Below are 24,688 nucleotides of genomic sequence, written 5' to 3' on the forward strand. Positions count from 1 at the left end.
GACGGCCCGGGACGCCTCAGAAATCGTCCGGCATGATCCGGAAGTGCGTATAGCGACCCGCGAGCGGCCGCAGCGCGCGGAAGTCCCGGATGTCCCGGGTCAGCACCGCGTCCGTGTCGTACTCGGCCGCGAGGGCGACGTTGACGGCGTCCACCAGATCGAGGTTCAGCGTCGCGTAACGGGCCCGTACGGCGAGTGCCGTATCGATGATCTCCGCCGTCGGGGGTGCCAGTACGAGCCGCGCCTCCCTGATCCGCCTGCTGATCGAGCGCAGGATGTGGTCGGCGGCCCTGCGGCCTCCCCGGACGGACGCCACGTGGTGGATCTCGGTGAGCACGAGAGGGCTCGCGACCAGCAGACCGCACTGGTCGATGATCTTGCGCGCGGCGAGGTGGTCCGGATCGGAGCTGTTGTAGAGGGCGAGCAGCCCGGATGTGTCGGCGACGACGATCACGTGGCGTGTCCCCGACCGCGGGGCTCTCGGCCGCCGAACGCCTCGCTCACGGCCCCCCGTACGTCATCGCGCGTGATGGGCCCGCCCAGGTCGAAAGTCTCCTCGTCGCTGACGAACGGCTCGTCCCACACACGCCGCGCAAGGGCGATCCGATGGATGCCCTCCCGGATCAACTCCGCCTCGGACACGCCCAGGCGTCCCGCCGCTTCCTTGATCAGGGCGAGGTCCTCGTCGTCCGCGTACACATTGGTCCGTTTCAGCGCCATACGCGCATGGTACAGGACCTGTACCATGCGCGCGGTTCTCCGTCAGCCCGCCCCCAGCCGCTCCCGCTGCGCGCGGGCCCACCCGTACTCCGGGTCCAGCTCCAGCGCCCGGTCCAGATCCGCCCGTGCCTCCGACAACCGCCCCAGGGCCTCCAGAGCGAGGGCCCGGCTGCCGTGGGCCCAGGCGTACCCGGGATCCAGGGCCAGCGCCCGTCCGTAGCAGGCGACGGCCTCCTCGTACCGGCCCGTCGCCCGGTACACCTCGCCCCGCTCCCCCTCGGTCCCGGGCAGCCCGGGGTTCAGCTCCTCGGCCCGGTCCAGGTCGGCGAGGGCGCCTACCGGGTCGCCGAGCGCAGTGCGGACCCGGGCCCGCCGGACCAGCGCCCAGGCGTACTCCGGCCACAGGGCGAGCGCCCGGTCGAAGTCGTCCAGCGCCTCCTCGGACCGGCCCAGGGCATGGCGGACCAGACCCCGGCTGCCCAGCGGCACGGCGTCGGACGGGTCCAGGGCGTGCGCGCGGTCCAGGACGGCCAGGGCCTCCTCCAGGCGGCCCATCCGCCGGTACGTCTCGCCCCTCTCCCGCACCGCCCAGGCCCAGGCGGGCGCGATCTCCTCGGCCCGGTCCAGGTCGGCGAGGGCTTCCTCGTAGCGGCCGAGGGACCGCAGGATCACCGCACGGCCCTGGTGGGCGCGTTCGCTGCGCGGGTCCACGGCGATGGCCCGCCCGTGGTCGGAGAGCGCGGCGTCCAGCTCCCCGGTCCGGAAATGCTGCCAGGCGCGCACCACGAGGGCGGCCGCCCGGTCCCGGTCGGTCAGCTCGGCCCGGGTCAGCAGCAGCCCGAGGGCGGCGGTGGGGCGCGGGCCGTGATCGGTTATGGCGGCGAGGAGGTCCCGACCCCACTCCCGCAGTACGGCGTCGTCGGCGTCCTCGCCCGCGTCCACCAGGGTCCGGGCCCAGTGCCGGGCGCGGGACGGCCGCTGGGCGAAGAGGTCGATCCCGGCACGCAGGGCCTCGGGCAGCGCGGTGCGGGGACGGGCGCACAGCCGGTGGTAGAGCACGTCCAGAGCCGCCCGGCGCCAGGGCTGTTCGGCCCAGAGCCGTTCCGGGTCGATGCCCTCGGCCGCCGCGTCCCGGCGGGCGGCGAAGGCCTCGGCCAGCCGGTCGTGCGCCGCCTTCCACCGCTGCGGGGACCCGGTGCGCTGGAGCCGGAGCATGGGGGCCCGGACGACCGCGTGATAGCGGGAGCGCCCGCTGTACGGCTCGGCGACGAAGGGCAGTTCGAGCAGCCAGTCGTAGAGCCCGGGCACGGTGTGCGGCCCGTCCTGCGGTACGGCGACGGCGACCAGGTCCTCGTCGAACCTGCGGGGCAGCGCGCAGGCGAGCGCGGCCGCCCGGCGGGCCGGGTCGCTCTCCCCCGCCAGGAAGCGTTCGACGGCGGTCGCGTTGGCCTCACCGGCCGCGCCGGGGTTGGCGGCGAGCGTCGACACCAGGACCGGCAGCCCACCGGAGAGCCGGAGCACTTCCCGTACGACGGGCTCCGCCATAACACCACGCTCGTTGAGGAGTTGGCGCGATTCGGCCTCCGTGAACGGGCCCAGCGGCACGTCGGCGACGAGCCGGCCCCGGTCGCCCCAGTGCGCGGGGTCGAGGCGGCGCTGTCCGGCCAGGGTGAGGACGAGGTTGGCGGGCAGTTCGCCGTACCGCCCGGGGGTGAACAGGTCCGCGAGCCACCGGTCCAGTTGGGGTGCGGTGCGCTCGTAGGTGTCCAGGAACAGGGCGACCCAGGGCACGGCGTCCGCGACCCGGTCGAGCTCGGCGACGAACACCGGGGTGAGGACCTGGACCGGTTCCGCCAGCAGCCGGGCCTCCTCCTGCTGCCGGGCCCGCCCGCCGAACACCGCCCGCAGCCCGCCCGCGCCCCGCGCCACGACCGCCGGGTCCAGGCCGCCGGCCAGCGCCCCGACGACCGGTATCGCCCCGGCCGCGATCAGCCCGGCCTGCGCCGCGGCGAGCGCCCCGGGCGAGGGAACGCCGACCGACCCCTCGTTGTCCGCCGCGAGCCGCCCCGCCGCCTCGTGGAGCGCGCGCCGGTAGGTGGCGAGCAGCCGGTCGAGCGCCTTGAGCGGATGCCCCTGCTCGGTGAACTGCGCGGCGAAAGCGGCGAGTACGTCCGGCACGGAGTCGGCACTCTCGTCGGCCGATGCGGTCAGCGCCCCGAACTCCCCTGCCGCCTGCCGCCATTCCCGCAACAGCGAGGTCTTGCCGACCCCGGCGTTGCCCCGCACATGGAAGACGAACCGGTGCCCGGGGTCCTCGGGCGGCAGCATGAAGTTGGTTCGGAACAAACCGAGTTCGGCCTCCCGGCCGACGAAGGCGGCGCGGCGCCGGCTTTCGACGATCTGCTGGAGGGAGAGGCGGCGGGGGCTGGACGGCGACATGGGATCAGTCTGTCAGCGGCAGTGGTCCGACGGGAGCCGCCGCCGTCCGCCATCGATCGCCGGTGTCCGGCAGCCGCACCCCCCGGCTGTGCGCGAAGAGCGGCACGTCCCGCAGGGGCAGCGCGGCCTGCGTCAAGGTCCCCGCAGGGGCAGCACGGCCTGCGTCAAGGCCCCCGCAGGCCCCGCGCTTCTCATCACCGCCCCCGCCTGGGCGGCCTGTGGAGTTCGCGGCCGAGCGCTGACCCCACCCCGTACACCGCGGGGCCCGCGCCCAGGTCCTCACCGGACAGGGCGCGGGCCTCGTGCCGATTCCCCCCGGCTACCGGGAGACAGACGGCCCACTTTCAGCTCTCTCCGGGCTGAGCCCTCACTCCCTGATGCGCGCCTCCGCCCAGGCGCGGGCAGCCGCCACGTCCTGCGTGGCCGACGTCGGGCAGCCCCAGAGTTGCTCACCGCTGTGGATCGCCTCCGCGCGCTCCGCCGGGAGGTCCGCCGGCGCGACGAAGGCGAGCCCGCGGCAGAAGGCCGTGAGGCCGGGCCGGATCGACTTGAGGGTCCGGATGCGGTCGGCGGCGGAGGGCACGTCGCCGGACGTCGGCGGGGTACGCCCCTCCGGCGGTGCGGGCATCAGGAGGATCGCCGCGAACGGCTCCTCGTGGTTGGTCAGGGCGCGCAACTCATCGAGGATCACCGCCTGGGCGTGGTCCATGGGCAGCCCCGAGGCGTCGATCTCCCGTGGTTCCTGTACCGCTCTCCGTACGTCCATCGGGCGACCGTAGCAGCATTAGCGACCACTGGTCACTAATAGGAGCGCGCCTCCCTTGCGTACGCTGCCCCGATGAACAGCACCGGAGGGAACGCGCGGCCCGGACGGCCTCCGCGGCTGAGCCGGGAACGGATCGCCGAGGCCGCCCTGCGGGGGGACGTCGCGACGCTCACCATGCGGGAGCTCGCGACGAGGCTCGGGGTCTCGCACTCGTCGCTCTACCGGTGGGTGCCCGATCGCGACGGCGTGCTGGATCTCGTCAGTGGGGTCATGGTCGAGCGGGTGCTACCGGCGGACGAGCCGGATGCCGAGACCTGGTTCGACTGGCTGACACGGCTGGCGTGGGCGATGCACGACGAGTTCCTGGCGGTGCCGGGATACGCCGCGCACGTGGCCCGGCCGCACCGCCACCACCCCGAGTCGTTCGGGCGGCTGCGCGGCAGAGCGATCGTCGCGTTCCGCGCGGGCGGCGCCGACGCACAGCAGGCCGAGCAGAACTGGACCGTCTTCGGCCACGGTGTGGTCCGGTGGCTGGCCGCCGCGGGCGGTGCCCCGGCGGAGCCGCCGTTCGGCCGCTACCTCGACACGCTGCTGCGCGGTCTGCCCCGCCACGACGAGGCTCGTCCCCCGTCCCGGCCCCCGGAGGCGGCCGCGACCACGACCACCGCCGCCTCCCCCTCCGTCGGCGACGAGCATCTGCTCGCCCTCACCCGGAGCCTCGTGTCGGAATCGGCGAAGGACCGGGAGCGGGCGTGCGAGACGATCTCCGACTGGGTGCGGTCCTTCGACCGCAGGGAGGCCCGCACCCTGGCCTCCCTCCTCGCCTCGGCCGCCGTCCTGGAGCAGGACGCGGACTGCCTGGAGAGCGAGCTGAACGCACTCGGCGAGCTTTCGACGGCGGGCCTCTTCGACGCCGCGGACATCGCCACCCTGCGCCGCCTGCCGCGGGACTCCGTACGCCCGGCCGACGTCGAGCACCTGGACAACCTGATGGAGGAGCACTTCTGACGGCCCCCGTTGCCGCAGCGGCGCGAGGGCTCGGCCGCGGTCAGGCGGTGCCCGCCCCCTTCCTCAGGACCTCGATGACGCTGGCGTAGCTGCTGGATCCGTGGCCCGCGTCGCGGGTGCGTTCCATGGTGGCCTTGAGGAGTTCGGGCAGGGCGTTGTCGAGGCCGCGGGCGGCTGCCGCGTGGAGCAGGTGGTCGACGGTCGCGATCTGTACGTCGACGGTGGCGTCGTCGCCCGGGTAGTGACCGGAGTCGACCTGGGCGGCGTACGTGGTCATGAACCCGGTCACGGCGCTCAGCCAGCGGACGGCGACCGGGGTGAAGGCCGTGGCCTCGATCCTCTCCGCGCCGACGAGGGCCGTGCCGTGCAGCCAGCCGGTCAGGGTGGACCACATCAGGCCGAGCAGCGCGGCGTCGTAGAGGGAGGCCAGGCCGGGTTCGGCGCCCAGGTGCAGGGGGTCGCCCAGGGCTTCCAGGGCCGGGCGGTGGGTGTCGAGGACGGTCCGCGAGCCGCTGTAGAGGAACATCATCTCGGGGCTGCCGACACCCGGCGGGGTGGTCATGATCGCGCCGTCGAGGTAGTCGGCGGAGTGCGAACGGGCCCACACGGCGGCTTCCTGGGCCTGCTCGGGGGAGCCGGAGGTGAGGTTGACCAGGGATGTGCCCGCGAGGGAGTCCGCGACGGGGTCGAGGGTGGCGTGCAGGGCGTCGTGGTCCAGGACGCACACGATGATCAGCGGGCTCGCCGCGACGGCCTCCTCGGGCGTCGCGGCCTGCCGCGCGCCCCGGTCGACCAGCGGCCGCGCTTTCTCAGCCGAACGGTTCCACACGGTGGTCGGGTGGCCCCGCTCCAGCAGGGTGGCGGCCAGCGCCGATCCCATCTGCCCCAGTCCGATGACCGTCACGGCCGCACGCTCGGTACCCATGTCCCGCCAACTCCCTTGCCTCTGCTGCCTCTGCCCACGTCCGGGCCGGTTGATCACGTACGACCACGCTCGCAGGACGGGAAGGCCGGGAGAAGTGACAGCGGTGACGGGTGCCACCAAATTCCTGCCATAGGCTGAGTCGCATGAACGCTGGTTCCGTGGCCGTGGTCGTGACCGAGGAGATGCACCTCCCCTCCTGGGACCTGTACGAACTGAGCATCCCCTGCACGGTGTTCGGGAAGCCGCAGCCCGACCTGGCGGACCCCTGGTACGACCTGCGGCTGTGCGGCATGCGGGAGCCGGGCTCCGCCGCGCACGACGGGGCCGGGCTGTCCCTGCACACCCCCTACGGCCTCGCCGATCTCGCCGCGGCCGACACGGTCATCGTGCCCTCGGTGCCCGACCCCTGCGTGGACGAAGGCCGGCCGCTGCCGCCGGAACTGATCACGGCCCTGCGCCGCGCCCACGACGCGGGTGCCCGCATGGTCTCCCTCTGCACGGGCGCCTTCGCGCTCGCCGAGGCCGGCATCCTGGACGGCCGCCGCGCCACCGCCCACTGGCTGCACACGTCGCAACTCGCGGCGCGCTACCCGAAGGTAAGGGTCGACGACTCGGTGCTGTACGTGGACGACGGCGACGTCCTCACCAGCGCCGGGCTGACCGCCGGGCTCGACCTCTGCCTCCACCTCGTACGCCGCGACCTCGGCGCGCACGTGGCGAACCAGCTGGCCCGCCGGATGGTGGTCCCGGCCCACCGTCCGGGAGGCCAGGCCCAGTTCATCGAGCAGCCCGTGCCCGCCACCGACGACAAGGGGCTGGCACCCGTACTGGACTGGGCCCGGGCGCACCTCGACCGCCCGCTGACGGTCGAGGACCTGGCCCGGCGGGCCGCGATGAGCCCGCGCACCCTCTACCGGCGGCTCCAGGCGGCCACCGGGGTGACTCCGCTGCAATGGCTGCTCAACCAGCGACTGCGGCGCGCCCAGGGCCTGCTGGAATCGACGGACCTGCCGATCTCCCGCATCGGTGAGCTGAGCGGCCTGGGCACCGCGAACAACCTCCGCCACCACTTCCTCAAGCAGATCGGGGTCTCGCCGAGCGACTACCGACGCGCCTTCCCTCCGGCGTAATGGCCCGCAGCCCTCAGGCCCAGGGGTCGAAGGGGATCCCGGCGGGCTTGGAGTTGTTGAGGAGGTTACGGAAGCGGTCGTCCTTGTCGGTGACCTTGATGGTCGCGGCCCCGAAGTCGGCGTTCATGAGCTTGTCGCGCAACTCCGTGCTGGGAAAGCCGTTCCAGTCGACGATCGGGGGGTAGCGCCAGTTGCCGTAGTGGTTCTCCGGCGGCTCGTCGTTGCCGTTGGCGAGCCGGAAGAAGTGCGTGCTCGGACCGTCCTTGTGGTAGACGGCCTTGGGGTGCGAACCGTCGAACCGCACCTGCGAGCGCGGATAGGTCTTGACGGTGCTGTGCTGGGTGGTCGAGACGTAATCCACCTGGTTGGACGCCTGGTTGACCCAGGAGATGACGTGCTCGAAGTCGTGCCGGTGCCCGCCGAGCCCACTGCCGTGGACGGCCTGGTCCTTCTCGAAGTAGCTCGCGTAGACGATGCCGCACCAGCCGTTGTTGCACGTGGAGCGGGCGTACGTCTGGGAGTTGTCCAGGTCCCACCGGTCCCGGCAACTGCCGTTGATCGCGCCGGTCGTCCTGAGCCCGGGAGCGAGGGTGCCGTCCGGGCCGATGGCGGGGGTGGCGTAGCAGCCGTCGCCGTCGTAGTCGTAGGCGGGCGAGAAGGCCTGCTCGTAACTACCCGCGTTCTGGGGGAGGCTGCCCGGCGGGTCGGCGTGGGCGGTGGAGGCGGTGCCCAGCACGAGGAGGCCTGCGGCGGCGAGGGTGGTGGCGGTGCGGCCGACTCTTCGGTTGCGCACGGGAAGTGAGCCGACCACGGCCGGGGCCGCCTTCCTGCGGACCTTACGGGGGAAATCCGGCATCGACGGGGTTCGCATGACTTATATCGCTCCTGACTCGGCAGCACGTCACGACAGGTGTGACTCCCGCAAGAATTGCCCGGGCCATGACAGAAAGAAACGGAAGGCCGCCCCCCGTCTGCCCGGCGTCATCCAGCAGTCGCCCGCCCAGCAAACGATCAAGGAGCAAAGACAACGTGGGTGAACAGGCAGCCGCAGAGCGGAAGAAGAAGCGACGTACGGCTTCACGGAGGACTCATGGCGTGGGGCGAGTGGGAGGAAGGCGAGGGCCCAGCCCGGGCCCGGTACCAAGCCCTGGTGACCGACAAGCACGATCCCTCGTGGGACGCGAAGTAGCTGAAGAGCGCCGTCGCATCCTGGAAGAGTTCCGGCGCTCCCAACCGCCCGTCGCCATGGAAGCGGAGGGCTGCCTCCCGTAAGGACGAGGTCGGGGCGGGCGGCGCGCTTGCCATCGAGTGCGCTCGAAGTCCTACAGTGCGCGCACGGATCCGGATCCCGTCCCAGCCACCCGCACCCACCAGGGAGCTCGACCATGCTCTACCGCACACTCGGCGGCACCGGCATCGAGGTCAGCGCGCACTGTCTCGGCACGATGATGTTCGGTTCGGTCGGCAACCCCGACCACGCCGACTCCGTACGCGTCATCCACGCCGCCCTCGACGCGGGCATCAACTTCGTCGACACGGCGGACATGTACTCCGCCGGTGAGTCCGAGACCATCGTCGGCAAGGCGCTGCAGGGGCGGCGCGACGACGTCGTCCTCGCCACCAAGGTCCACTTCCCGATGGGCGAAGGTCCCAACCGAGGCGGGAACTCCAGGCGTTGGATCGTCAAGGAGGTCGAGGAGAGTCTGCGTCGCCTCGGCACCGACTGGATCGATCTCTACCAGGTCCACCGCCCCGACCACACCACGGACATCGAGGAGACCCTCTCCGCGCTGACCGACCTCGTGCGGGCGGGGAAGATCCGCGCCTTCGGCTGCTCGACGTTCCCGGCCGAGGAGATCGTGGAGTCACACGTCGTCGCCGAGCGGCGCGGCCTCGGCCGGTTCCGGACCGAGCAGCCGCCGTACTCGATCCTCGCCCGGGGCATCGAGCGGGCCGTCCTGCCGACCTGCCGGCGGTACGGGATGGGCGTGCTGACCTGGTCCCCATTGGCCTCCGGCTTCCTGACCGGGAAGTACCGCAAGGGCGGGGCCATCGACCTGACCAGCGGGCGGGCGGCACTGCATCCGCACCGGTTCGACCCGGAGGCCCCGCTGACCGCCGCCAAGCTGGACGTCGTCGAGCAGCTCGTCGCCGTGGCCGACAGCATCGGGACGACCCTGCCCGAGCTGGCGGTCGCCTTCCCCCTCGCCCACCCCGCCGTCACCTCGGTCATCATCGGCCCGCGCACGATGGAACAGCTGGAGGGGCTGCTGAAGGGCTCCTCGCTCACGCTGGACGACGAGACGCTCGACCGTATCGACGCCATCGTCGCCCCCGGCACCGACGTCTACCCGCCGGACGGCGTGTGGACCCCGCCCTCCCTCACCGATGTCGGCCTGCGCAGGCGGCCCGTGGGCGAACGCTCGGCGGCGTGAGCCCGGTAGGAGGCACTTCTACGGTGCTTTCGCCGTGGCCGGCTTTCTCGCCAGGAAGCCGGCCACCGGCCGCTTCGCGCCCTCCTCCGGCGCTTGCAGCGTCTGCGCCGTGATCGCGAAGCCGGCCCGCTCCAGCAGCCCGGCGATCCGGTCCGCGGGCAGTCGGTAGCTGTCGAAGGGTGCGGGGTCGCCGTCGCCGTAGCCGTACGTACGGCGCTGATGCTCCTCCTCGCCGACCCGGGTGACGAGGAGCAGGTGCCCGCCGGGGGCCAGCACCCGGTGGAACTCCTGGTAAACAGACGGCAGTTCGGTCGGCGGCAGGTGGTGGGTGGAGTAGAACGCCAGGACACCGCCGAGTTCGCCGTCGCCCGACTCCAGCGCCGTCATCGAGCCGACCTCGAAGCGCAGCTCCGGGTGTGCGGCGCGGGCCAGGTCGATCATCCTCGGTGACAGGTCGATCCCGAAGGCGGAGACACCCAGTCCGGTCAGGAACGCGGTCACCTTGCCCGGTCCGCAGCCCACGTCCGCCGTCGGGCCGAGACCGGACGCCGTCACGGACTCGGCGAAGGCCGTCAGGACGGCGCGCGACACCGGGTCCAGCGCGCCGGGGTCCTTCACGAAGCGGGCGTAGTCGGTGGCGACGGTGTCGTACGACTGCCGGATCGCGTCCAGGTGCGCGCCCGCTTGCTCATCCCGGAGGGTGGGGTTCGTCATCCCGCGACGTTACGCCTGCCCCGGAGTGGGCGGCTACGGTGACCTGGCCGGCATCTCGGGATGCGGGGGTGCGGAGGAGTACACCGTCCCGAGCAAGGCCTGCGACCGGGACGTCAGCGACAACGCCGTGGTCTCCCCCACCCGGTCCGTGGTGATGGCCCCGTGCCCGAAGGCCGGAAGGAACTACATCCTCGACCTGGGGCTGCCGAACACCGAGGGCGACCACAGCGAAGACATCGAGCGGTTCGTCCGGTCGTACCTGCCGACCGGACTCGCCGCCATGGGCTGCTGAGCGGGGGCGGGGTGGGGGCGACCTCGGGCCCACCCCGCCCACAACTCCCTCAGTTCGGCAGCACCGGCAGCAGCTCCGGCAGGTGCCCGTCCGACGCCGTGGCCGCCGCGATGCGCTCGGCCGGGACCTCGCCGTAGAGCGTCGTACGGGGGCGGGACGGGCGGCCCGCAAGGTCGGCGATGGCCTTCAGGTCCTGGATCGAGCGGTACGAGCCGTAACTCGACCCGGCCATCCGGGAGATGGTCTCCTCCATCAGCGTGCCGCCCAGGTCGTTCGCGCCCGAGCGGAGCATCTCCGCCGCGCCCTCCGTACCGAGCTTCACCCAGCTCGTCTGGATGTTGGTGATGTGCGGGTGGAGGAGGAGCCGCGCCATCGCGGTGACGGCGCGGTTGTCGCGGGCCGTCGGGCCCGGGCGGGCGATGCCGGCCAGGTAGACCGGGGCGTTGGTGTGGATGAAGGGGAGCGTGACGAACTCCGTCAACCCGCCCGTCTCCTGCTGGAGTCGGGCCAGGGTGCGGAAGTGGCCGAGCCAGTGCCGGGGCTGGTCGACATGCCCGTACATCATCGTCGAGGACGAGCGCAGGCCCACCTCGTGGGCTGTTCTGATGACCTCCAGCCAGGTGGCCGTGGGCAGCTTGCCCTTGGTGAGGACCCAGCGGACCTCGTCGTCCAGGATCTCCGCCGCCGTGCCGGGGATGGAGTCAAGTCCCGCTTCCTTGGCGGCGGTCAGCCAGTCGCGGATCGACATCCCGGTGCGGGTCGCCCCGTTGACGACCTCCATGGGCGAGAACGCGTGGACGTGCATGCCGGGGACGCGTTCCTTCACCGCCCGCGCGATGTCGAAGTACGCCGTGCCGGGCAGGTCCGGGTGGATCCCGCCCTGCATGCAGACCTCGACCGCGCCGACGTCCCACGCCTGCGCCGCCCGGTCCGCGACCTGGTCCAGCGAGAGGGTGTACGCGTCGGCGTCCGTGCGGCGCTGGGCGAAGGCGCAGAAACGGCAGCCGGTGTAGCAGACGTTGGTGAAGTTGATGTTCCGCGTGACGATGTACGTGACGTCGTCGCCGACCACGTCCCGGCGCAGCGCGTCCGCGATCCGGCACAGCTCGTCCAGCGCCGTGCCGTCCGCGTGGAGCAGGGCGAGGGCCTGGTCGTCCGTGAGCTTCGTCGGGTCGTCGGCCGCCTGGCTCAGTGCCTGGCGTACGTCGGCGTCGATGCGGGACGGGACCATGCCGGGGGCCGCCGCCTCGCGGAGCGCCTCCCAGTCCCCGTACACCTCGTCGAAGTCGTCGCGGCGGTCGCCCGTGCGGCCCTCGGTGTCGATGGTGGCGTGCAGGTCGGTGCGGCCGGAGGAGGTGAAGCCCTCGTCCGGCTCCTGCCAGGGCAGGCCGGCGGGGATCGCGTCCTCGCGGGCGAGGCCCGTCTCCGGGTCGGCCAGGGCGCGGACGTGCGGGAGGAGCCGGGGGTCGAGCCAGGGCTCGCCGCGCTGGATGAACTCCGGGTAGATGGTGAGGCGTTCGCGGAGCTGGAAGCCCGAGTCCGCCGTCTTCCGGGCCAGTTCGTCGATGTGCGGCCAGGGGCGCTCGGGGTTGACGTGGTCGGGGGTGAGGGGTGAGACCCCGCCCCAGTCGTCGATGCCCGCGCCGATGAGGAGCGCGTACTCGGCGTCCACCAGGTTCGGCGGGGCCTGGATCCGGGCGGAGGGGCCGAGGATGTGCCGGGCCACCGCGATGGCTGCGGCCAGCTCCTCCAGCTCGGCGTCGGGCATGCCGCGCATCGCCGTGTCCGGCTTGGCGCGGAAGTTCTGCACGATGACTTCCTGGATACCGTGGTAGGCGCGGGCCGTCTTCCGCAGCTCGAAGAGGGAGTCGGCGCGCTCCTCGTACGACTCGCCGATCCCGATCAGGATGCCGGTGGTGAAGGGGACGTTGGAGCGCCCCGCGTCTTCGAGCACGCGCAGCCGTACGGCCGGTTCCTTGTCCGGGGAGCCGTGGTGCGGTCCGCCCGGCTCGGACCACAGGCGGGTCGCCGTCGTCTCCAGCATCATCCCCATCGAGGGGGCGACGGGCTTCAGCCTCTGAAGGTCGGTCCAGGTCATGACGCCCGGGTTGAGGTGGGGCAGCAGGCCCGTCTCCTCCAGGACCCGGATCGCCATGGCCCGTACGTACGCGAGCGTGTCGTCGTACCCCTCCGCCTCCAGCCACTCCCGCGCCTCCGGCCACCGGTCCTCGGGTCGGTCGCCGAGCGTGAACAGCGCTTCCTTGCAGCCCATCGCCGCACCCTCGCGGGCGATCTTCAGCACCTCGTCGGGGGACAGGAACATGCCGTGCCCCGCACGACGCAGCTTGCCGGGGACGGTGACGAAAGTGCAGTAGTGGCACCGGTCGCGGCAGAGGCGGGTGAGCGGGATGAAGACCTTGCGGGAGTACGTGATCACGCCCGGCCGGCCCGCGGCCTCCAGGCCCGCGTTCCGGACGCGGGCGGCGGACGCGGCCAGATCCCTGAGGTCGTCGCCGCGCGCCTGGAGCAGGACGGCGGCCTCGGTCACATCGAGGGCGACACCGTCTCGGGCACGTTTGAGCGCGCGCCGCATGGCGTTGGTGGTGGGACGTCCGCTCTGAGGATCGGGATCGGTCATGAACCGAGCATACGAGCGAGGCGCTTGCGCCGGACCAGGGCCTCGGTGGAGAAACCGCCGGTCGGGAGGTGGCCGTGGTCACTCGTGCGGGCCGACTCACCCGGACATGCGCCGCTTGACGGCGTCCGCGCGCCTAATGTCGGAGCGGTGATGGAAACGATCGTCCTCGACATCGGCGAAACCCTCGTACGCGACGACCGGCACTGGGCGTCCTGGGCCGACTGGCTCGGCGTACCACCGCACACGCTCAGTGCGTTGGTGGGCGCGGCGGTCTCCCAGGGCCGCGAGCCCACGGACGCGCTGCGGATCCTGAGGCCCGGCATGGACGTCGAGGAGGCCTGTCGCGCGCGGGCCGCCGCCGGGCGCGGCGAACACCTCGACGAGTCGGACCTCTACCAGGACGTCCGGCCCGCGCTGGGCGAACTGCGGGCCGCGGGCGTGCGGGTCGTGGTGGCGGGGGACGGCACCGCTCGGGCCGGGGAGCTGCTGCGGGGGCTCGACCTGCCCGCCGACCTGGTGGTCACCTCGGACGAGTGGGGCGTACGGAAGCCGGACCCGGAGTTCTTCGCACGGGTGGCCGAGGCGTCGGGCGCGGCCCCGGAGGCGACGCTGTACGTGGGCGACCACCCGGCCGACGACCTGTTCCCGGCCGCCGCGGCGGGGCTGCGGACGGCGCATCTGCGGCGGGGGCCGTACGGGCACTGGTGGGCGGACCACCCGGACGTGGTGGAGACGGCGGACTTCCGCATCGACGCGTTGACGGAGTTGGTGGGGCTGGTGGGGCAGGGGCCCGGTGGTGTGTCATCGGCCCCGGACCCGGGCGCCGCCCCCGAGCCGGGCTCGGCTTCGGCCTCGGCTTCGGTGGAGGCGAAAGTCGTGCGGCGGGGCACGTTGCGGTCGGTGCGCTGAGGCGGTTGCTCCTGGGCGGAGTTACGCCTCGGCCGTGGGCTCCAGCGGTACCGGGCGCTCGAAGAACGTCTCCAGCACGACCGTGGCCTGTGTACCGCTGACCCCGTCGATCCCGCCACGGGCGAAGTGCACCTGGCGGCGGACTGCTTCGGCGCGCCGAACGGGCTGGTGCTCTCGCCGGACGAGCAGAGGCTGTACGTCTCCGACACCAAGGACAACGTGATCCGCGTCTTCGACGTGCGGGAGGACGCGGAGCTGTCGGGCGGCCGGGTCTTCGCGGAGGGCGGGGCGGAGGGCGGGGCTCAGAACGGGGCGGTACGGCGGTCGGCGAGCGCCCGGACGTCCACAGGCCCCGCCCGTACGTCAGTCCGCGGCTCCTCTCCGCAGCGACAAGGCGAACGCGCAGCTGGTGATGGGCAGGATGACGATCGGCGGGGCGGGCAACAGGAGCAGCGCAAGCCCGAAAGCGGCCAGGGAGGTCACCAGGGACACCCGGCCGAAGGCGGTCCGCCGCCGGACGAGGTGAGGGGCGTGGCGGACGGCGGCGAGCATCAGCAGACCACAGGCGATGACGAAGAGAGCCATGGCGATGCTCATGCCGTGGGTGACGTCGAGGGTGGTGCGCTCCAGGCCGAGCAGGGTGAAGGTGGACTCCCGCATCGCCGTGTCGGCCGCACGTTGCTCGGGGGTCGGGGTGGCCGAGGCCCCTGCGGCGGTGAAGGCGAGGTGACCGGCCCCGAGCACGACGAAGCCGTACGCGCCGATCCTGAAGGGCCGTACGGGGTCCGCTCCGGTGGAAGTCCGGGCGGGCAGCGCGGTGTTCACCACTGCTGCTCCTCCTCGATGCCGACGGACCGGCGCCCGGCCCGGGCAGAACCAGGGACCGGGCCGGGCGAGGTCGGGCCGGACGGGGCCGGGCCGGGCGGGGGCTGCCAGCCGAGGAGCGTGTCCAGCCCTCGTGTCGTGACTGCCGACGGCGTGGCCCGTACGGCGAAGTTGCGGACGGAGACCGCCAGGGGATGGGAGAGCCGGGCGAGGTCCCCCATGCGCCGGGAACGGCGGCTGATCCGCGTCGTGCGCCCGTGCCGGGCCTCCGTATAGGCGGCGAGCGCGGCCGGTACGCCGGTGCCGCCCGCGAGGAGGTGCGCCAGGACGACCGCGTCCTCGATGGCCTGGCAGCCGCCCTGACCCAGGTTGGGTGTCATCGCATGGGCGGCGTCACCGAGCAGGGCCACCCGGCCGGAGTGGAACCGGGGCAAGGGCTCGGCGAGTTCGTGGAAGTCGTGGTGGAGGACGGTCACGGGGCCGGGCTCGCGCCGGTCCAGCCGCTCCAGCAGTGCCGGGATCGGATCGTGCCAGGCGCCGAAGCGGCGGATCAGCTCCGCACGGTGGTCGGCCGGCCGCGTACCGGGGCCGGTGACGGCGGTCGCGTACACATAGACCCGGCCGTCGGCGAGGGGGACGATCCCGAACCGCTCCCCCTTCCCCCAGGTCTCGGCGGCCGGGAGCGCGGGCAGGCCGGCGCCGGACAGCACCGCCCGCCAGCCGGTCTCACCGGCGTAGCGCGGACCGGGGTGCCGGGGAAAGAGCTGTCCCCGGAGCGCGCTGCGCAGTCCGTCGGCCGCCACGACCGCATCGGCCCGCAGCTCCCCCGCCGACGTACGCACCACGACCGCACCCTCGGCGGCCTCGACCACCCCGCCCACCGAGACGCCGAGGCGCAGCGCACCGGGCGGCAGGGCGGCGGCGAGGGCGTCGATCAGAAAGCCGCGGTGGACGGCGCGGGCGGGAGGCCCGTAGCGGGAGGCCGTGGCGCCGGTCCGGCTCAGCCACGCCCCGTCGGGGGTACGGAGTCCGAGCACACCGGCCAGGGGCTCGCCCGCCGACACCGCGGGCCCCAGGCCGATCGACTCCAGGGCACGCAGGGCGTTGGGGGCGAGCACGATGCCCGCTCCGATCCCCGTGAGGGCGGAGGCCCGTTCGCACACGGTCACCCGCCATCCGCGACGGCTCAGCGCCACCGCGGCGGTCAGGCCGCCGATCCCGCCTCCGGCCACGACAGCATGTCGAACACCCATAAGGACCGCCTCCCCACGCACGCCCTCTACATCCGTAGAGGGCCGTGGTCGGCACTCTACACCTATAGAGTGCGGACCATGCCTCCTCCCCTCCCCGACCGCCGGGACCTGATCGCCGACACCGCCATCGCCACGGTGGCCGCCGCAGGTCTGCGCGGCCTGACCCACCGCGCGGTCGACACGGCGGCGGGGCTGCCCGTCGGAAGTACGTCGTACTACTTCCGCACGCGATCCGCCCTGATCAGCGCCTGCTACCTCCGCCTGGCCACGCTGACGGTCACCGACGTGGACCGCTGGGAGGAGCGGCACGGGGTCCCGGACCCGGACTCCGCCGCCGAGGCCCTGGCCGCACTGCTGCACCGCTGGCTGACCACGGAACGGGACCGCCAACTGGCCCGTTTCGAGCTGAGCCTGGAGGCGACCCGCCGCCCGGAACTCCGCGCCGACCTGGAGACCGCCGGCCGCGCCGCACGCGCCAGGGCCGCCGCCCTGCTGGCGTCGCTCGGCGCCCCCGATCCGGAACAGGCGGCGGACCTGCTCGTCGCCTGGACGGACGGCCTGCTGTACGACCGCATCGTCGGCGCCCCGGCCGCGAGCCGCCCGGCACCGGACCCGGCCGAACTGGCCCTGGTCGTACGGCGGATGCTCACCGCCCTGCTCGCCCCCTGAGGGCACGAGAACGCGCGCGGCCGTTTCAGCCCGTCCGGCGATTGAGGACGGAACCGTCCAGGTGGGCCCGGGTGGTCCCGGCCGGGAGCATGCGCCCCAGGGCCTCGTCTCGCTCCGCACACCCGAACAGGGGTTCCGTCCTCAAACGCCGGACGGGCTGGGATCACGGGCCCGCGCCGGACGGGCTGAAGTGAGCGCCCCCTCAGTCCCCCAGCACCGCTTGCATCACGCTCTTCGCGATCGGGGCGCCCAGCCGGCCGCCCGAGATGTCCGAGCGGGAGATGTCCATGTCCGTCGGGTCGATGAACACCGCGACCGCCACCGAACGTCCGTCGTCCTTCTTGCCGTAGCTGACGAACCAGCCGTACGGGACCTCGTCGCGGACGTTCACGCCACGCTGGGCGGTGCCCGTCTTGCCGCCGACCGTGACACCGTCGATCAGGGCGCGCTGGGCGCTGCCCTCCTTCGCGGTGTGCTCCATCATCTCCTGGACCTTCTTCGCCGTCTCCGGCGAGACGGCCTGGCTCATCTCCATCGGCTCGTTCTTCTCCAGCGTGGAGAGGTCCGGGCCGCGCAGCTCGTCGACGATGTAGGGCTGCATCAGCTTGCCGTCGTTGGCGAGGGCCGCCGTGACCATCGCCATCTGCATCGGGGTGCTGGTCAGGCTGCCCTGGCCCATGCCGGTGAGGGCCGTGCCGGGCTTGTCGAGCTTCGGCGGGTAGAGGCTCTTCGTGGCGAGCATGTCGCCGAACTCGTCCGCGTACACGTCCTCGTTGAAGCCGAACTTCTCCGCCGTCTCCCGCATCCGGTCCTCGCCCAGCTCGGCGGCGGCGTCGAGGAAGACGTTGTTGCAGGAGTACTGCATGGCGGTCTTCATGGACGCCTTGCTGCACACGGCGTCGCCCGCCTCGCTGCCGATCTTGTTGGAGGAGAGCGGCAGCGGGTACGGCGAGACCGCGTCCGTCCGGGCGTCCACGTCGGTGACCACGCCGTGCTCCAGCGCCGCCGCGGCCGTGAGGATCTTGAAGGTGGAGCCGGGCGGGTACGTCTCGCGCAGCGGGCGGTTGGCCAGCGGCTTGCCCTTCTTCTTCTCCAGCGCGGTGAAGCGTTCGCTCTCCTTGTACGTGATGCCGGCGAAGACCTCGGGGTTGTACGAGGGGGTGGAGACCAGTGACAGCACCTTTCCGGTGCGCGGGTCCAGGGCGACCACCGCGCCCCGGGCGCCCAGGTCCGTCAGTCCCTTGTAGGCGGCCTTCTGCGCCTTGGCGTCGATCGTGGTGATCACATCGCCGCCGCGCCGGGGCTGCCCCGTCAGGACGTCCTTGGCGTGCCGGAAGGCGAACCGGTCGTCCTGGCCGCTGAGGATGCCGTCGTAGGTCCGCTCCAGCAGCGAGGTGCCCCGGGACTGGGAGGCGTAGCCGGTGACGGGCGCGTACATCGGACCGTTCTTGTAGGTCCGGCGGAACGCGTAGTCCCGGCTCTCGGTCTCCTTCGACCCGGTGATCGCCTTCCCGCCGACGATGATGTCGCCGCGCGGGGTGGAGAACCGCTCGAACCGCACCCGGGCGTTCTTCTCGTGCTGGGCCAGCTCCTGGCGGTCGACGTGCTGGAGCCAGTTCACCCGCAGCAGCAGGGCCAGCACCAGCAGCCCGCAGAAGATGGCTATGTGCCGCAACGGCCTGTTCATTCCACTCCCCACCCGGGCGGACCTCCGGCCCGCGTATGCGTTCCCCGGTGAGTAAGGATGCCTTGTCGGCGGGCCCGGTTGCACCGGCGGCCCCGGAGGGCCCCTGCGCGGAGGTCAGAGGTACGCGGCGTACGCGTCCAGGGTCCGCAGCACCTCCGGTTCGTCCGCCGGGGGCAGCTGGAGCACGACCTCCTCGATGCCCAGCTCCGCGTAGTGGGCGAGCTTCCCGGGGCTCGGCAGGACCGCGTACGGCACCACCTGGAGGCTCTTCGGGTCCCGCCCGGCCTCCTCCCACACCGCCCGCAGCTTCGGCAGGGACTGCGTGAGGCCCCCTCCGCCGATGGGCAGCCAGCCGTCGGCGTACTCCGCGATGTGCGCGAACAGCTTCGGGCCCGCGCCGCCGCCGATCAGGGTGCGCGGGCCGTTGACCGGGCCGCGGGGCCGCTGGAAGGGCTTCGGGTGTGCCTCGCTGGCCTGCACCGAGCCGGACGCGCCCGCGTATCCGGTGGGCTCGTCCGCCCAGAGGGCCCGCATCAGCGCCATCCGGTCCCGGACCCGGTCCCGGCGCGTCGCCCACTCCACCCCGTGGTCGGCGGCCTCCTCCACGTTCCAGCCGTACCCGACGCCGAGCGTGAACCGGCCGCCGGAGAGATGGTCCAGGGTCGCCGCCTGCTTGGCCAGGTCGATCGGGTCGTGCTGGGCGACCAGCGTGATGCCGGTGCCCAGGGCCAGGCGCTCGGTGACGGCGGCGGCCTGGCCGAGGGCGACGAACGGGTCCAGGGTGCGGCCGTACTCCCGGGGCAGCTCACCGCCCATCGGGTACGGCGTACGGCGGCTCACCGGGATGTGCGTGTGCTCGGGCAGATACAGCCCGCCGAACCCCCGCTGCTCCAGCTCGCGGGCGAGCCGGACCGGGGTCACCGTCTCGTCGGTGAGGAAGATCGTGGTGCAAATCCGCATCGAAGCCACCTCCGTGGTCGTCGCCGTTCCCTACGGCGTCTTGTTACGTCGTCCTTCTGTACGTCGTCCGTGCGAAGCGCCAACGTAAGCCGTATGTCGGCGAAATCCGAGACCGTGACGGCCATGAACCCCGCCGTGAACCCCGTCGTGAACACCGCCGTGAACCGGCGCGGCCTCCTCGCCGCGACCGCCGCCACCGGCCTGACGTTGGCCACCGTGAACTTCGCCCACGCCGAGGACCGCTCAGAGGGCCGCCCGGGGCCCGGCGCCGACGGCACCCACCGCACCCGGACCGTGCGCGGGACCCTGCCCGCCGGCTCGCCCGACTACGTGTACCTCCCGGTCGAGGTCCCGCGCGGGGCGGCCGAGTTCGCCGTCTCCTATACGTACGGCAGACCGCCCGTCCCGCCCGGCGCCCAGGGCAACGCGCTCGACATCGGCCTCTTCGACGAACGCGGTACGGCCCTGGGCGGGCGCGGCTTCCGGGGCTGGTCCGGCGGGGCGCGCACCTCGTTCTTCGTCCGGTCCGACGACGCGACCCCGGGCTACCTCCCCGGCCCCGTACGCCCCGGAACCTGGCACATCGCCCTGGCCCCCTACACCGTCGCCCCCGAGGGCCTTCCGTACGAGGTGACCGTCACCCTCCGCTTCGGCGAGCCGGCCCGCACGCCCGCGCCGGTCCACCCGCCCGAGCGGGCCAAGGGGCGCGGCCGGGCCTGGTACCGGGGCGACTGCCACGTCCACTCCGTCCACTCCGACGGCCGGCGCACCCCGGCCGAGGTGGCCGCCGCCGCGCGGGCCGCCGGGCTCGACTTCATCAACAGCAGCGAGCACAACACCACCTCCGCGCACGCCGCGTGGGAAGGGCTGTGGGGTGACGACCTGCTGATCCTGACCGGAGAGGAGATCACCACCCGCAACGGGCACGTGCTGGCCGTCGGCACCGACCCGGGCGTCTTCGTCGACTGGCGCTACCGGGCCCGCGACCACCGCTTCGGCCGGTACGCGCACCAGGTGCGGCGGGCCGGAGGGCTTGTCGTGCCCGCCCATCCGCACGCCACGTGCATCGGCTGCACCTGGAAGTTCGGTTTCGCCGACGCCGACGCGGTCGAGGTGTGGAACGGACCCTGGACCCCGGACGACGAGGTCGCCCTCGCGGAGTGGGACAACGCGCTGGTGGCCGCCGTACGGAACCCGGGCGACGGCGGCGACGGACCAACGCGCTGGCTCCCCGCCATGGGCAACAGCGACGCGCACCGCGAGCCGGACCGGGTGGGCCACCCGCAGACCGTCGTCCTGGCCGAGTCGCTGTCGCGGCGGGCTGTCCTCGCCGGCATCCGGGCGGGCCGCTCCTATCTCGCCGAGTCCGCCGCCCTGACCCTGTCCTTCGCGGCGACGGACGGGCGGGGCGGGCACGCGGGCATCGGCGAGCGGCTGCGGGCGGCGGCGGACGCTCCCGTGACCGTACGGCTGGAGGTGTCGGGGGCGGCCGCCGACTGCACGGTGCGCCTGGTCACCGATCAGGGGGTCCTGCTGACCTCCCCGCTGCCCGCGGCGGGTGCCGGCGTGGTGGAGTGGCGTACGACCCCCGCCCACGCCGCGTACGTGCGCGCCGAGGTCCGGCACGCACCGGCCGTCCCCGGGCTGCCGGGCGCGTTCGCGGCGCTCACCAATCCGGTGTTCCTCGACGCGAAGACCGGTACGGCGGGCTGAGAGGCGGGAAGGAACGAAGCACGCCTGGCGGAGAGGCCGGGCGGAGAGGAGCGGGCATGGGACCGGGAGTGGGGCCGGGGCTGGGGTACTTCCTGCTGCCGGCGGGCGGTGCGCTGAGCCTGACCGGGGTGATCACCGGCAACGGCACGCTGATCAGCCTGAGCTGGATCATGTGGGTGCTGGGAATCCTGCTGATCCTGGGCAACCGGTACCGCCGCCCCGCCGATCCGCGCGCGCTGGCGGCCGCGGCCGCGGCCGGGGACGCCCGGGCGGTGCGGGGGTTGCGGACGCTGGCCCTCACCGCCCGTGCCGAGGGGCGCCCCGACACGGCCGAGCGGCTGCTGCGGCAGGCGGTGAAGGCCGGTGACGTGGAGTCGATGTGGGAGCTGGGCCGCCTGGTCGAGCAGCGCGAAGGTCTGGCGGCGGCGGAGCCGTGGTTCCGGATGGCGGCGGAGCGCGGGCACGCGGTGGCCAGGCGGCTGTTCCGCCCGGGCGGCGAGCTGCACCCGGACGGGGCGGACCCGGCTCCGTGACTCCGCTGCGCCGGAGGGCCGTTGAAACAGACGGCCGTGACGACAGATGGCCGTCGCCCCGGAACGTTGTTACGCCCGCGACTCCGTTACGCCAGTCCCAGCGCCGCCCTCGTCAGGAACGCGAGCCGGGCCGTCTTCTCCGGCTTCCGGATCTCCGGGCCCAGCTCGAACCCGATCCGGACCATCCGGGCGATCGCCTTCTCGTTGCGGGTGTCGGGTTCCACGATGACCCGCAGGTGGGACGGGTCGCTGAAGATATAGGCGATGAACGCGGTGAGCAGGGCCTCCGTGTACCCCTTCACCGCTCCTTCGCCCTCGGCGGGGGCGATCAGCAGGTGGACGCCGAAGTCTCCGGGCTGTACGTCGTAGCACTCGCCGACCGGGTCGGCGTCCGGCTCGTACGTCTGGAAGAGCGCGGCCGGGACCCCGTCGCGCAGGGCGAGGTAGGCGTGGTGCGTGGGGAGCGAGTCGACGAACTCGTAGATCTCCCGGACCTGTTCGCGGGTGTGGTCGGCCATGCCCCAGAAGCGGGCCCGCTCCTCGGTGACCCAGCCGTGCAGCAGCTCGGCGTCGGCCGCCGGTTCGACCGGGACGAGACGGACGGTGCCGAAGCCCTCGACCTTCTGCTCGTGGACGGCCGGGCGGAGGGCGGGGGCGACGGGTTCGGCAACGGTCACGGCGGGGTTCTCCTCGGGATGGCGCGTCGTGCGGTGGGACGTCGTGCGGTGGTGCGTCGTGCTGTGGTGCGTCGTGCTGTGGTGCGTCGTGCGGTGCAGCAGGTTCCAGTCCGTGACGACCGGGGCGAGCTCACCCCGTACCCACAGGGGCGTCTGGTCGCGGTGATGGGCGGATCCGGGGACTCCGGACGCGCCGAACGGGACCGCCCACCGGCTGTCCTCGCGACGGGCCAGGTCCCAGACGTACCGGGCGGCCGGGCCCCGGGCGAACAGATCGGTGACGCCGGGGACGCTGGAGGTGGACAGCACGCAGTCGTGGTCGCCCGCGACCCCCGGCCGGATCGCCTCCGCGCCGGAACCGACGGAGCCGAGGGAGCCGTCAGCGCTGTCGGAGCCGGCGGGCGTGCGGTCCGGGAGGGCCTGCCAGGGGGAGAGCCGGTGCACCTCGCCCCACGGGCCGGGCGGGGTTTCCTCGGCCGCCCCCGCGACGGCCTCGGCCGAGGCGGCGACGAGCGCCAGCCGGTCCTCGTACGGCAGGAGTCCGACGGTGAGCAGGCTCTCCAGGGCGTAGCCGATCCGGGGAACGGCGGCGAGCCAGGGGCGGAAGAGCGCGGGGTAGGCGGGCGAGCGCCAGGGGTCGTCCTCGCCCGTGAGGCTCTTCAGGGCGGGGTGGGCGGCCAGCCGGTGGACGACGTCGCCGCGCAGGCGGGCGTAGAGGGTCGCGTCGGTGCTGTCCGCGTCCATGTGGCGGTCCCAGCGCAGCAGCCGGCCCCGGAGGTGGTCGGCGGCGGGGCCGAGGCCGGGGGCCTCGGCGAGCAGGGACAGCAGGGGGCGGGAGGAGGCGAGGAGGGTGTCGGTGTGGACGGCGGCCTGGGCGTCGGAGGTCCAGTCGGTGTCCGCGTCGAGCACCTCCCGGATCCGGCGGGCCCGGTGCGGGGGTGCGAACTCGACGCCGAGCGGGGCGGCGAGGCCGCGCTCGTTCGCCATCACCGCGATCCCGTCGGAGCCGCCGCCGTCGGAGCCGCCGGAGCTGTCGGAGCGGTCGACCTCGGTACGGGGCAGGGGGACGGCCTCGCCCTCGCGCCAGGCGTACGCCGGGTCCTCGGCGGGAACGACCCGCAGCCGGTTGGCGTACGGGCGCACGGGTACGTGCCCGGCGACGCGGTGCAGGGTGCCTCCGGCGGTGTCGGCGGCGAGGACCACGTTGACGGGTTCGACCCAGCGGTCGAGAGCGGTGTCGACATCGGCGACCGTACGGGCCCCGAGCAGCGCGGGGAGCGCGTCGAAGCCGAGCTCGCCGGTGACGCGGGGCGGGTAGCGCAGGCTGATGCCCTCCCCGGAGGCGGTGGACTCGGGGTCGCCTCCGATGATCACCGGCCCCCGGTCCGTCTCGATCACCTCGACCTGCTCCGGCTCCGCCCCCGCCACCTCGATCGTCTCGGTGTGGGCGTGGGCCCGGTACCAGCCGTCCGGGCCGAGCGCCTCCACTCCGCCGTCCGGGGTGCGGCGCAACCGCTCCCGGTAGAGGTCCTGGTAGTCGGCCATGGCGTTGGTGATCGCCCAGGCGACGTGGCCGGTGTGCCCGAAGTGGGCGATGCCGGGGATGCCGGGGACCGCGAGGCCGACGACGTCGAACTCGGGGCAGGCGAGGCGGATCTGCTGGTAGACGCCGGGGTCCTCGATGAAGCGGTGCGGGTCGCCCGCGACGATCGGGGCGCCGGTGGCGGTGCGGGCGCCGGTGAGCAGCCAGCCGTTGCTGCCCGCCGTGCCGGGGCCGTCGGTGGCGAAGAGGGTCATCCGGTGCTCGCCGAGCCGACGGGCCACCTCTTCGCGCCAGAGTTTGGTCGGGAACCCCGCGAACAGGATGTGGGTGGAGAGCCAGACGCCGAGCGGGGTCCAGGGCTCCCAGCGGCCGGGCGCGAGGCCCACGGCGACGAACTCGGGTGCCTGCGCGGCCCCTTCGGCGAGGCCTTCGTTGACGCCGTCGACGTACGCCGTCACCCAGGCGGCGGTCTGCGGTGCGAGGCGGTCGAAGCAGCGGCGGGCGGTGTCGGCGATCCGGGCCCGCCGGACGAACCGGTCCCAGTCGACGGCGTCCGCGCCGAGGTGGGAGGCGCTGGTGCCGAGCACCCGGTGCCGCTCGGTCTCCAGCTGCCAGGCCCGGTCGAGGGCGGTGGCGTGGCCCTGCGCGCGGGCCAGCGCGAGGGCGTCGGCGGCCCGCAGGTGGGGGATCCCCCAGTCGTCCCTGAAGACCTCGTGTCCCCCGGGCTCCTCGCCCCGCGCCCGGTTCCGTCTCTCGCCCGGCCTCTCGCCGTCGACGCCAGCGGTCATCGCCCTGCCCGTCCCCTGCTCCCGGTGGTTTTCAGCCACTCCCCAGCCCCTGAAATTTAGGCTA

At 73.2% G+C, this 24,688-nt stretch carries 21 protein-coding genes and 2 pseudogenes; 9 read left to right on the top strand and 14 right to left on the bottom strand.

Annotated elements, in window-relative coordinates; genetic code table 11:
* Positions 1-16 precede the first annotated feature (16 nt).
* From CCZ36_RS13615 to CCZ36_RS13630, 4 genes are all read right to left on the bottom strand, one after another.
* Complete coding sequence (locus CCZ36_RS13615) at positions 17-454, bottom strand: type II toxin-antitoxin system VapC family toxin (RefSeq protein WP_069737136.1); 438 nt, start codon at positions 452-454, stop codon at positions 17-19.
* Positions 451-720 carry a CopG family transcriptional regulator gene (locus tag CCZ36_RS13620; RefSeq protein ID WP_069742174.1) on the bottom strand — a complete coding sequence of 90 codons (270 nt, stop codon included), beginning with the start codon at positions 718-720 and terminating at the stop codon, positions 451-453. The genes CCZ36_RS13615 and CCZ36_RS13620 overlap by 4 nt, the downstream gene beginning before the upstream one ends.
* A 42-nt stretch (positions 721-762) precedes the next feature.
* Positions 763-3,159 (bottom strand): tetratricopeptide repeat protein, encoded by a 2,397-nt coding sequence (locus tag CCZ36_RS13625; protein ID WP_128817747.1) that lies wholly within the window; start codon positions 3,157-3,159, stop codon positions 763-765.
* A 367-nt stretch (positions 3,160-3,526) separates the two neighbouring features.
* Positions 3,527-3,925, bottom strand: coding sequence for a hypothetical protein (locus tag CCZ36_RS13630; RefSeq protein ID WP_128817748.1), 399 nt, complete (start codon positions 3,923-3,925; stop codon positions 3,527-3,529).
* Between the two features lie 72 nt (positions 3,926-3,997).
* On the opposite strand from CCZ36_RS13630, the gene CCZ36_RS13635 reads away from it, so the two are divergent.
* Entirely contained in the window at positions 3,998-4,933 is a 936-nt protein-coding gene (locus tag CCZ36_RS13635; RefSeq protein WP_128817749.1) for a TetR/AcrR family transcriptional regulator, read from the top strand.
* Positions 4,934-4,973: 40 nt separating this feature from the next.
* Here the strand turns inward: CCZ36_RS13635 and CCZ36_RS13640 are convergent, their stop codons facing one another.
* Entirely contained in the window at positions 4,974-5,912 is a 939-nt protein-coding gene (locus CCZ36_RS13640; RefSeq protein WP_335755844.1) for an NAD(P)-dependent oxidoreductase, read from the bottom strand.
* A gap of 110 nt (positions 5,913-6,022) precedes the next feature.
* Here CCZ36_RS13640 and CCZ36_RS13645 point away from each other — a divergent pair, with 110 nt between their 5' ends.
* Positions 6,023-6,988: a GlxA family transcriptional regulator gene (locus tag CCZ36_RS13645; RefSeq protein WP_443069841.1), complete on the top strand. Its 966-nt coding sequence runs from the start codon at positions 6,023-6,025 to the stop codon at positions 6,986-6,988.
* Between the two features lie 13 nt (positions 6,989-7,001).
* Here CCZ36_RS13645 and CCZ36_RS13650 read toward each other — a convergent pair whose 3' ends face one another.
* Positions 7,002-7,859 (bottom strand): NPP1 family protein, encoded by an 858-nt coding sequence (locus CCZ36_RS13650; protein ID WP_128817750.1) that lies wholly within the window; start codon positions 7,857-7,859, stop codon positions 7,002-7,004.
* A 514-nt stretch (positions 7,860-8,373) separates the two neighbouring features.
* On the opposite strand from CCZ36_RS13650, the gene CCZ36_RS13655 reads away from it, so the two are divergent.
* Positions 8,374-9,423, top strand: coding sequence for an aldo/keto reductase (locus CCZ36_RS13655; protein WP_069737129.1), 1,050 nt, complete (start codon positions 8,374-8,376; stop codon positions 9,421-9,423).
* 18 nt (positions 9,424-9,441) lie between these two features.
* Here CCZ36_RS13655 and CCZ36_RS13660 read toward each other — a convergent pair whose 3' ends face one another.
* The gene (locus tag CCZ36_RS13660; protein WP_128817751.1) at positions 9,442-10,137 is read right to left on the bottom strand and encodes a class I SAM-dependent methyltransferase; all 696 of its coding nucleotides are present in this window, start codon (positions 10,135-10,137) and stop codon (positions 9,442-9,444) included.
* Positions 10,138-10,162: 25 nt separating this feature from the next.
* On the opposite strand from CCZ36_RS13660, the gene CCZ36_RS13665 reads away from it, so the two are divergent.
* Positions 10,163-10,429 carry a hypothetical protein gene (locus CCZ36_RS13665; protein ID WP_237302657.1) on the top strand — a complete coding sequence of 89 codons (267 nt, stop codon included), beginning with the start codon at positions 10,163-10,165 and terminating at the stop codon, positions 10,427-10,429.
* Between the two features lie 49 nt (positions 10,430-10,478).
* Here CCZ36_RS13665 and CCZ36_RS13670 read toward each other — a convergent pair whose 3' ends face one another.
* Positions 10,479-13,067 carry a bifunctional FO biosynthesis protein CofGH gene (locus CCZ36_RS13670; protein ID WP_128817752.1) on the bottom strand — a complete coding sequence of 863 codons (2,589 nt, stop codon included), beginning with the start codon at positions 13,065-13,067 and terminating at the stop codon, positions 10,479-10,481.
* Between the two features lie 150 nt (positions 13,068-13,217).
* Here CCZ36_RS13670 and CCZ36_RS13675 point away from each other — a divergent pair, with 150 nt between their 5' ends.
* Positions 13,218-13,976: an HAD family hydrolase gene (locus CCZ36_RS13675; protein WP_128819480.1), complete on the top strand. Its 759-nt coding sequence runs from the start codon at positions 13,218-13,220 to the stop codon at positions 13,974-13,976.
* Positions 13,977-13,997: 21 nt separating this feature from the next.
* Here CCZ36_RS13675 and CCZ36_RS13680 read toward each other — a convergent pair.
* A pseudogene (locus CCZ36_RS13680) lies at positions 13,998-14,090 on the bottom strand (Lrp/AsnC family transcriptional regulator); the annotation flags it as partial.
* Between the two features lie 12 nt (positions 14,091-14,102).
* Between CCZ36_RS13680 and CCZ36_RS13685 the strand changes: the two are divergent.
* Positions 14,103-14,228 (top strand): annotated as a pseudogene (locus tag CCZ36_RS13685) (SMP-30/gluconolactonase/LRE family protein); the annotation flags it as partial.
* A gap of 111 nt (positions 14,229-14,339) precedes the next feature.
* Here the strand turns inward: CCZ36_RS13685 and CCZ36_RS13690 are convergent.
* Together CCZ36_RS13690 and CCZ36_RS13695 are read right to left on the bottom strand one after the other, a co-directional pair.
* Complete coding sequence (locus CCZ36_RS13690; protein ID WP_237302658.1) at positions 14,340-14,804, bottom strand: LIC_13387 family protein; 465 nt, start codon at positions 14,802-14,804, stop codon at positions 14,340-14,342.
* On the bottom strand, positions 14,798-16,054 hold the full coding sequence (locus tag CCZ36_RS13695; protein ID WP_128817753.1) for an FAD-dependent monooxygenase: 1,257 nt from the start codon (positions 16,052-16,054) through the stop codon (positions 14,798-14,800). Before CCZ36_RS13695 ends, CCZ36_RS13690 begins: the two co-directional genes overlap by 7 nt.
* 69 nt (positions 16,055-16,123) lie before the next feature.
* Here CCZ36_RS13695 and CCZ36_RS13700 point away from each other — a divergent pair, with 69 nt between their 5' ends.
* Positions 16,124-16,723, top strand: coding sequence for a TetR/AcrR family transcriptional regulator (locus tag CCZ36_RS13700; RefSeq protein WP_128817754.1), 600 nt, complete (start codon positions 16,124-16,126; stop codon positions 16,721-16,723).
* Positions 16,724-16,925: 202 nt separating this feature from the next.
* On the opposite strand, the gene CCZ36_RS13705 is transcribed toward CCZ36_RS13700, so the two are convergent.
* Complete coding sequence (locus CCZ36_RS13705; RefSeq protein WP_069737123.1) at positions 16,926-18,410, bottom strand: peptidoglycan D,D-transpeptidase FtsI family protein; 1,485 nt, start codon at positions 18,408-18,410, stop codon at positions 16,926-16,928.
* Positions 18,411-18,524: 114 nt separating this feature from the next.
* Positions 18,525-19,370, bottom strand: coding sequence for an LLM class F420-dependent oxidoreductase (locus CCZ36_RS13710; protein ID WP_069737122.1), 846 nt, complete (start codon positions 19,368-19,370; stop codon positions 18,525-18,527).
* 123 nt (positions 19,371-19,493) lie between these two features.
* On the opposite strand from CCZ36_RS13710, the gene CCZ36_RS13715 reads away from it, so the two are divergent.
* Together CCZ36_RS13715 and CCZ36_RS13720 are read left to right on the top strand one after the other, a co-directional pair.
* Positions 19,494-21,083, top strand: a complete 1,590-nt coding sequence (locus CCZ36_RS13715) for a CehA/McbA family metallohydrolase (protein WP_128819484.1) — start codon at positions 19,494-19,496, stop codon at positions 21,081-21,083.
* 56 nt (positions 21,084-21,139) lie between these two features.
* Positions 21,140-21,616: a sel1 repeat family protein gene (locus tag CCZ36_RS13720; RefSeq protein ID WP_069742126.1), complete on the top strand. Its 477-nt coding sequence runs from the start codon at positions 21,140-21,142 to the stop codon at positions 21,614-21,616.
* An 86-nt stretch (positions 21,617-21,702) separates the two neighbouring features.
* Here the strand turns inward: CCZ36_RS13720 and CCZ36_RS13725 are convergent, their stop codons facing one another.
* Positions 21,703-24,624, bottom strand: coding sequence for a GNAT family N-acetyltransferase (locus tag CCZ36_RS13725; RefSeq protein ID WP_128817755.1), 2,922 nt, complete (start codon positions 24,622-24,624; stop codon positions 21,703-21,705).
* Between the last annotated feature and the right edge of the window lie 64 nt (positions 24,625-24,688).

Origin of the sequence: Streptomyces sp. S063, from assembly GCF_002832675.1 — a bacterium.
Taxonomy (GTDB): Bacteria; Actinomycetota; Actinomycetes; order Streptomycetales; family Streptomycetaceae; genus Streptomyces; species Streptomyces sindenensis.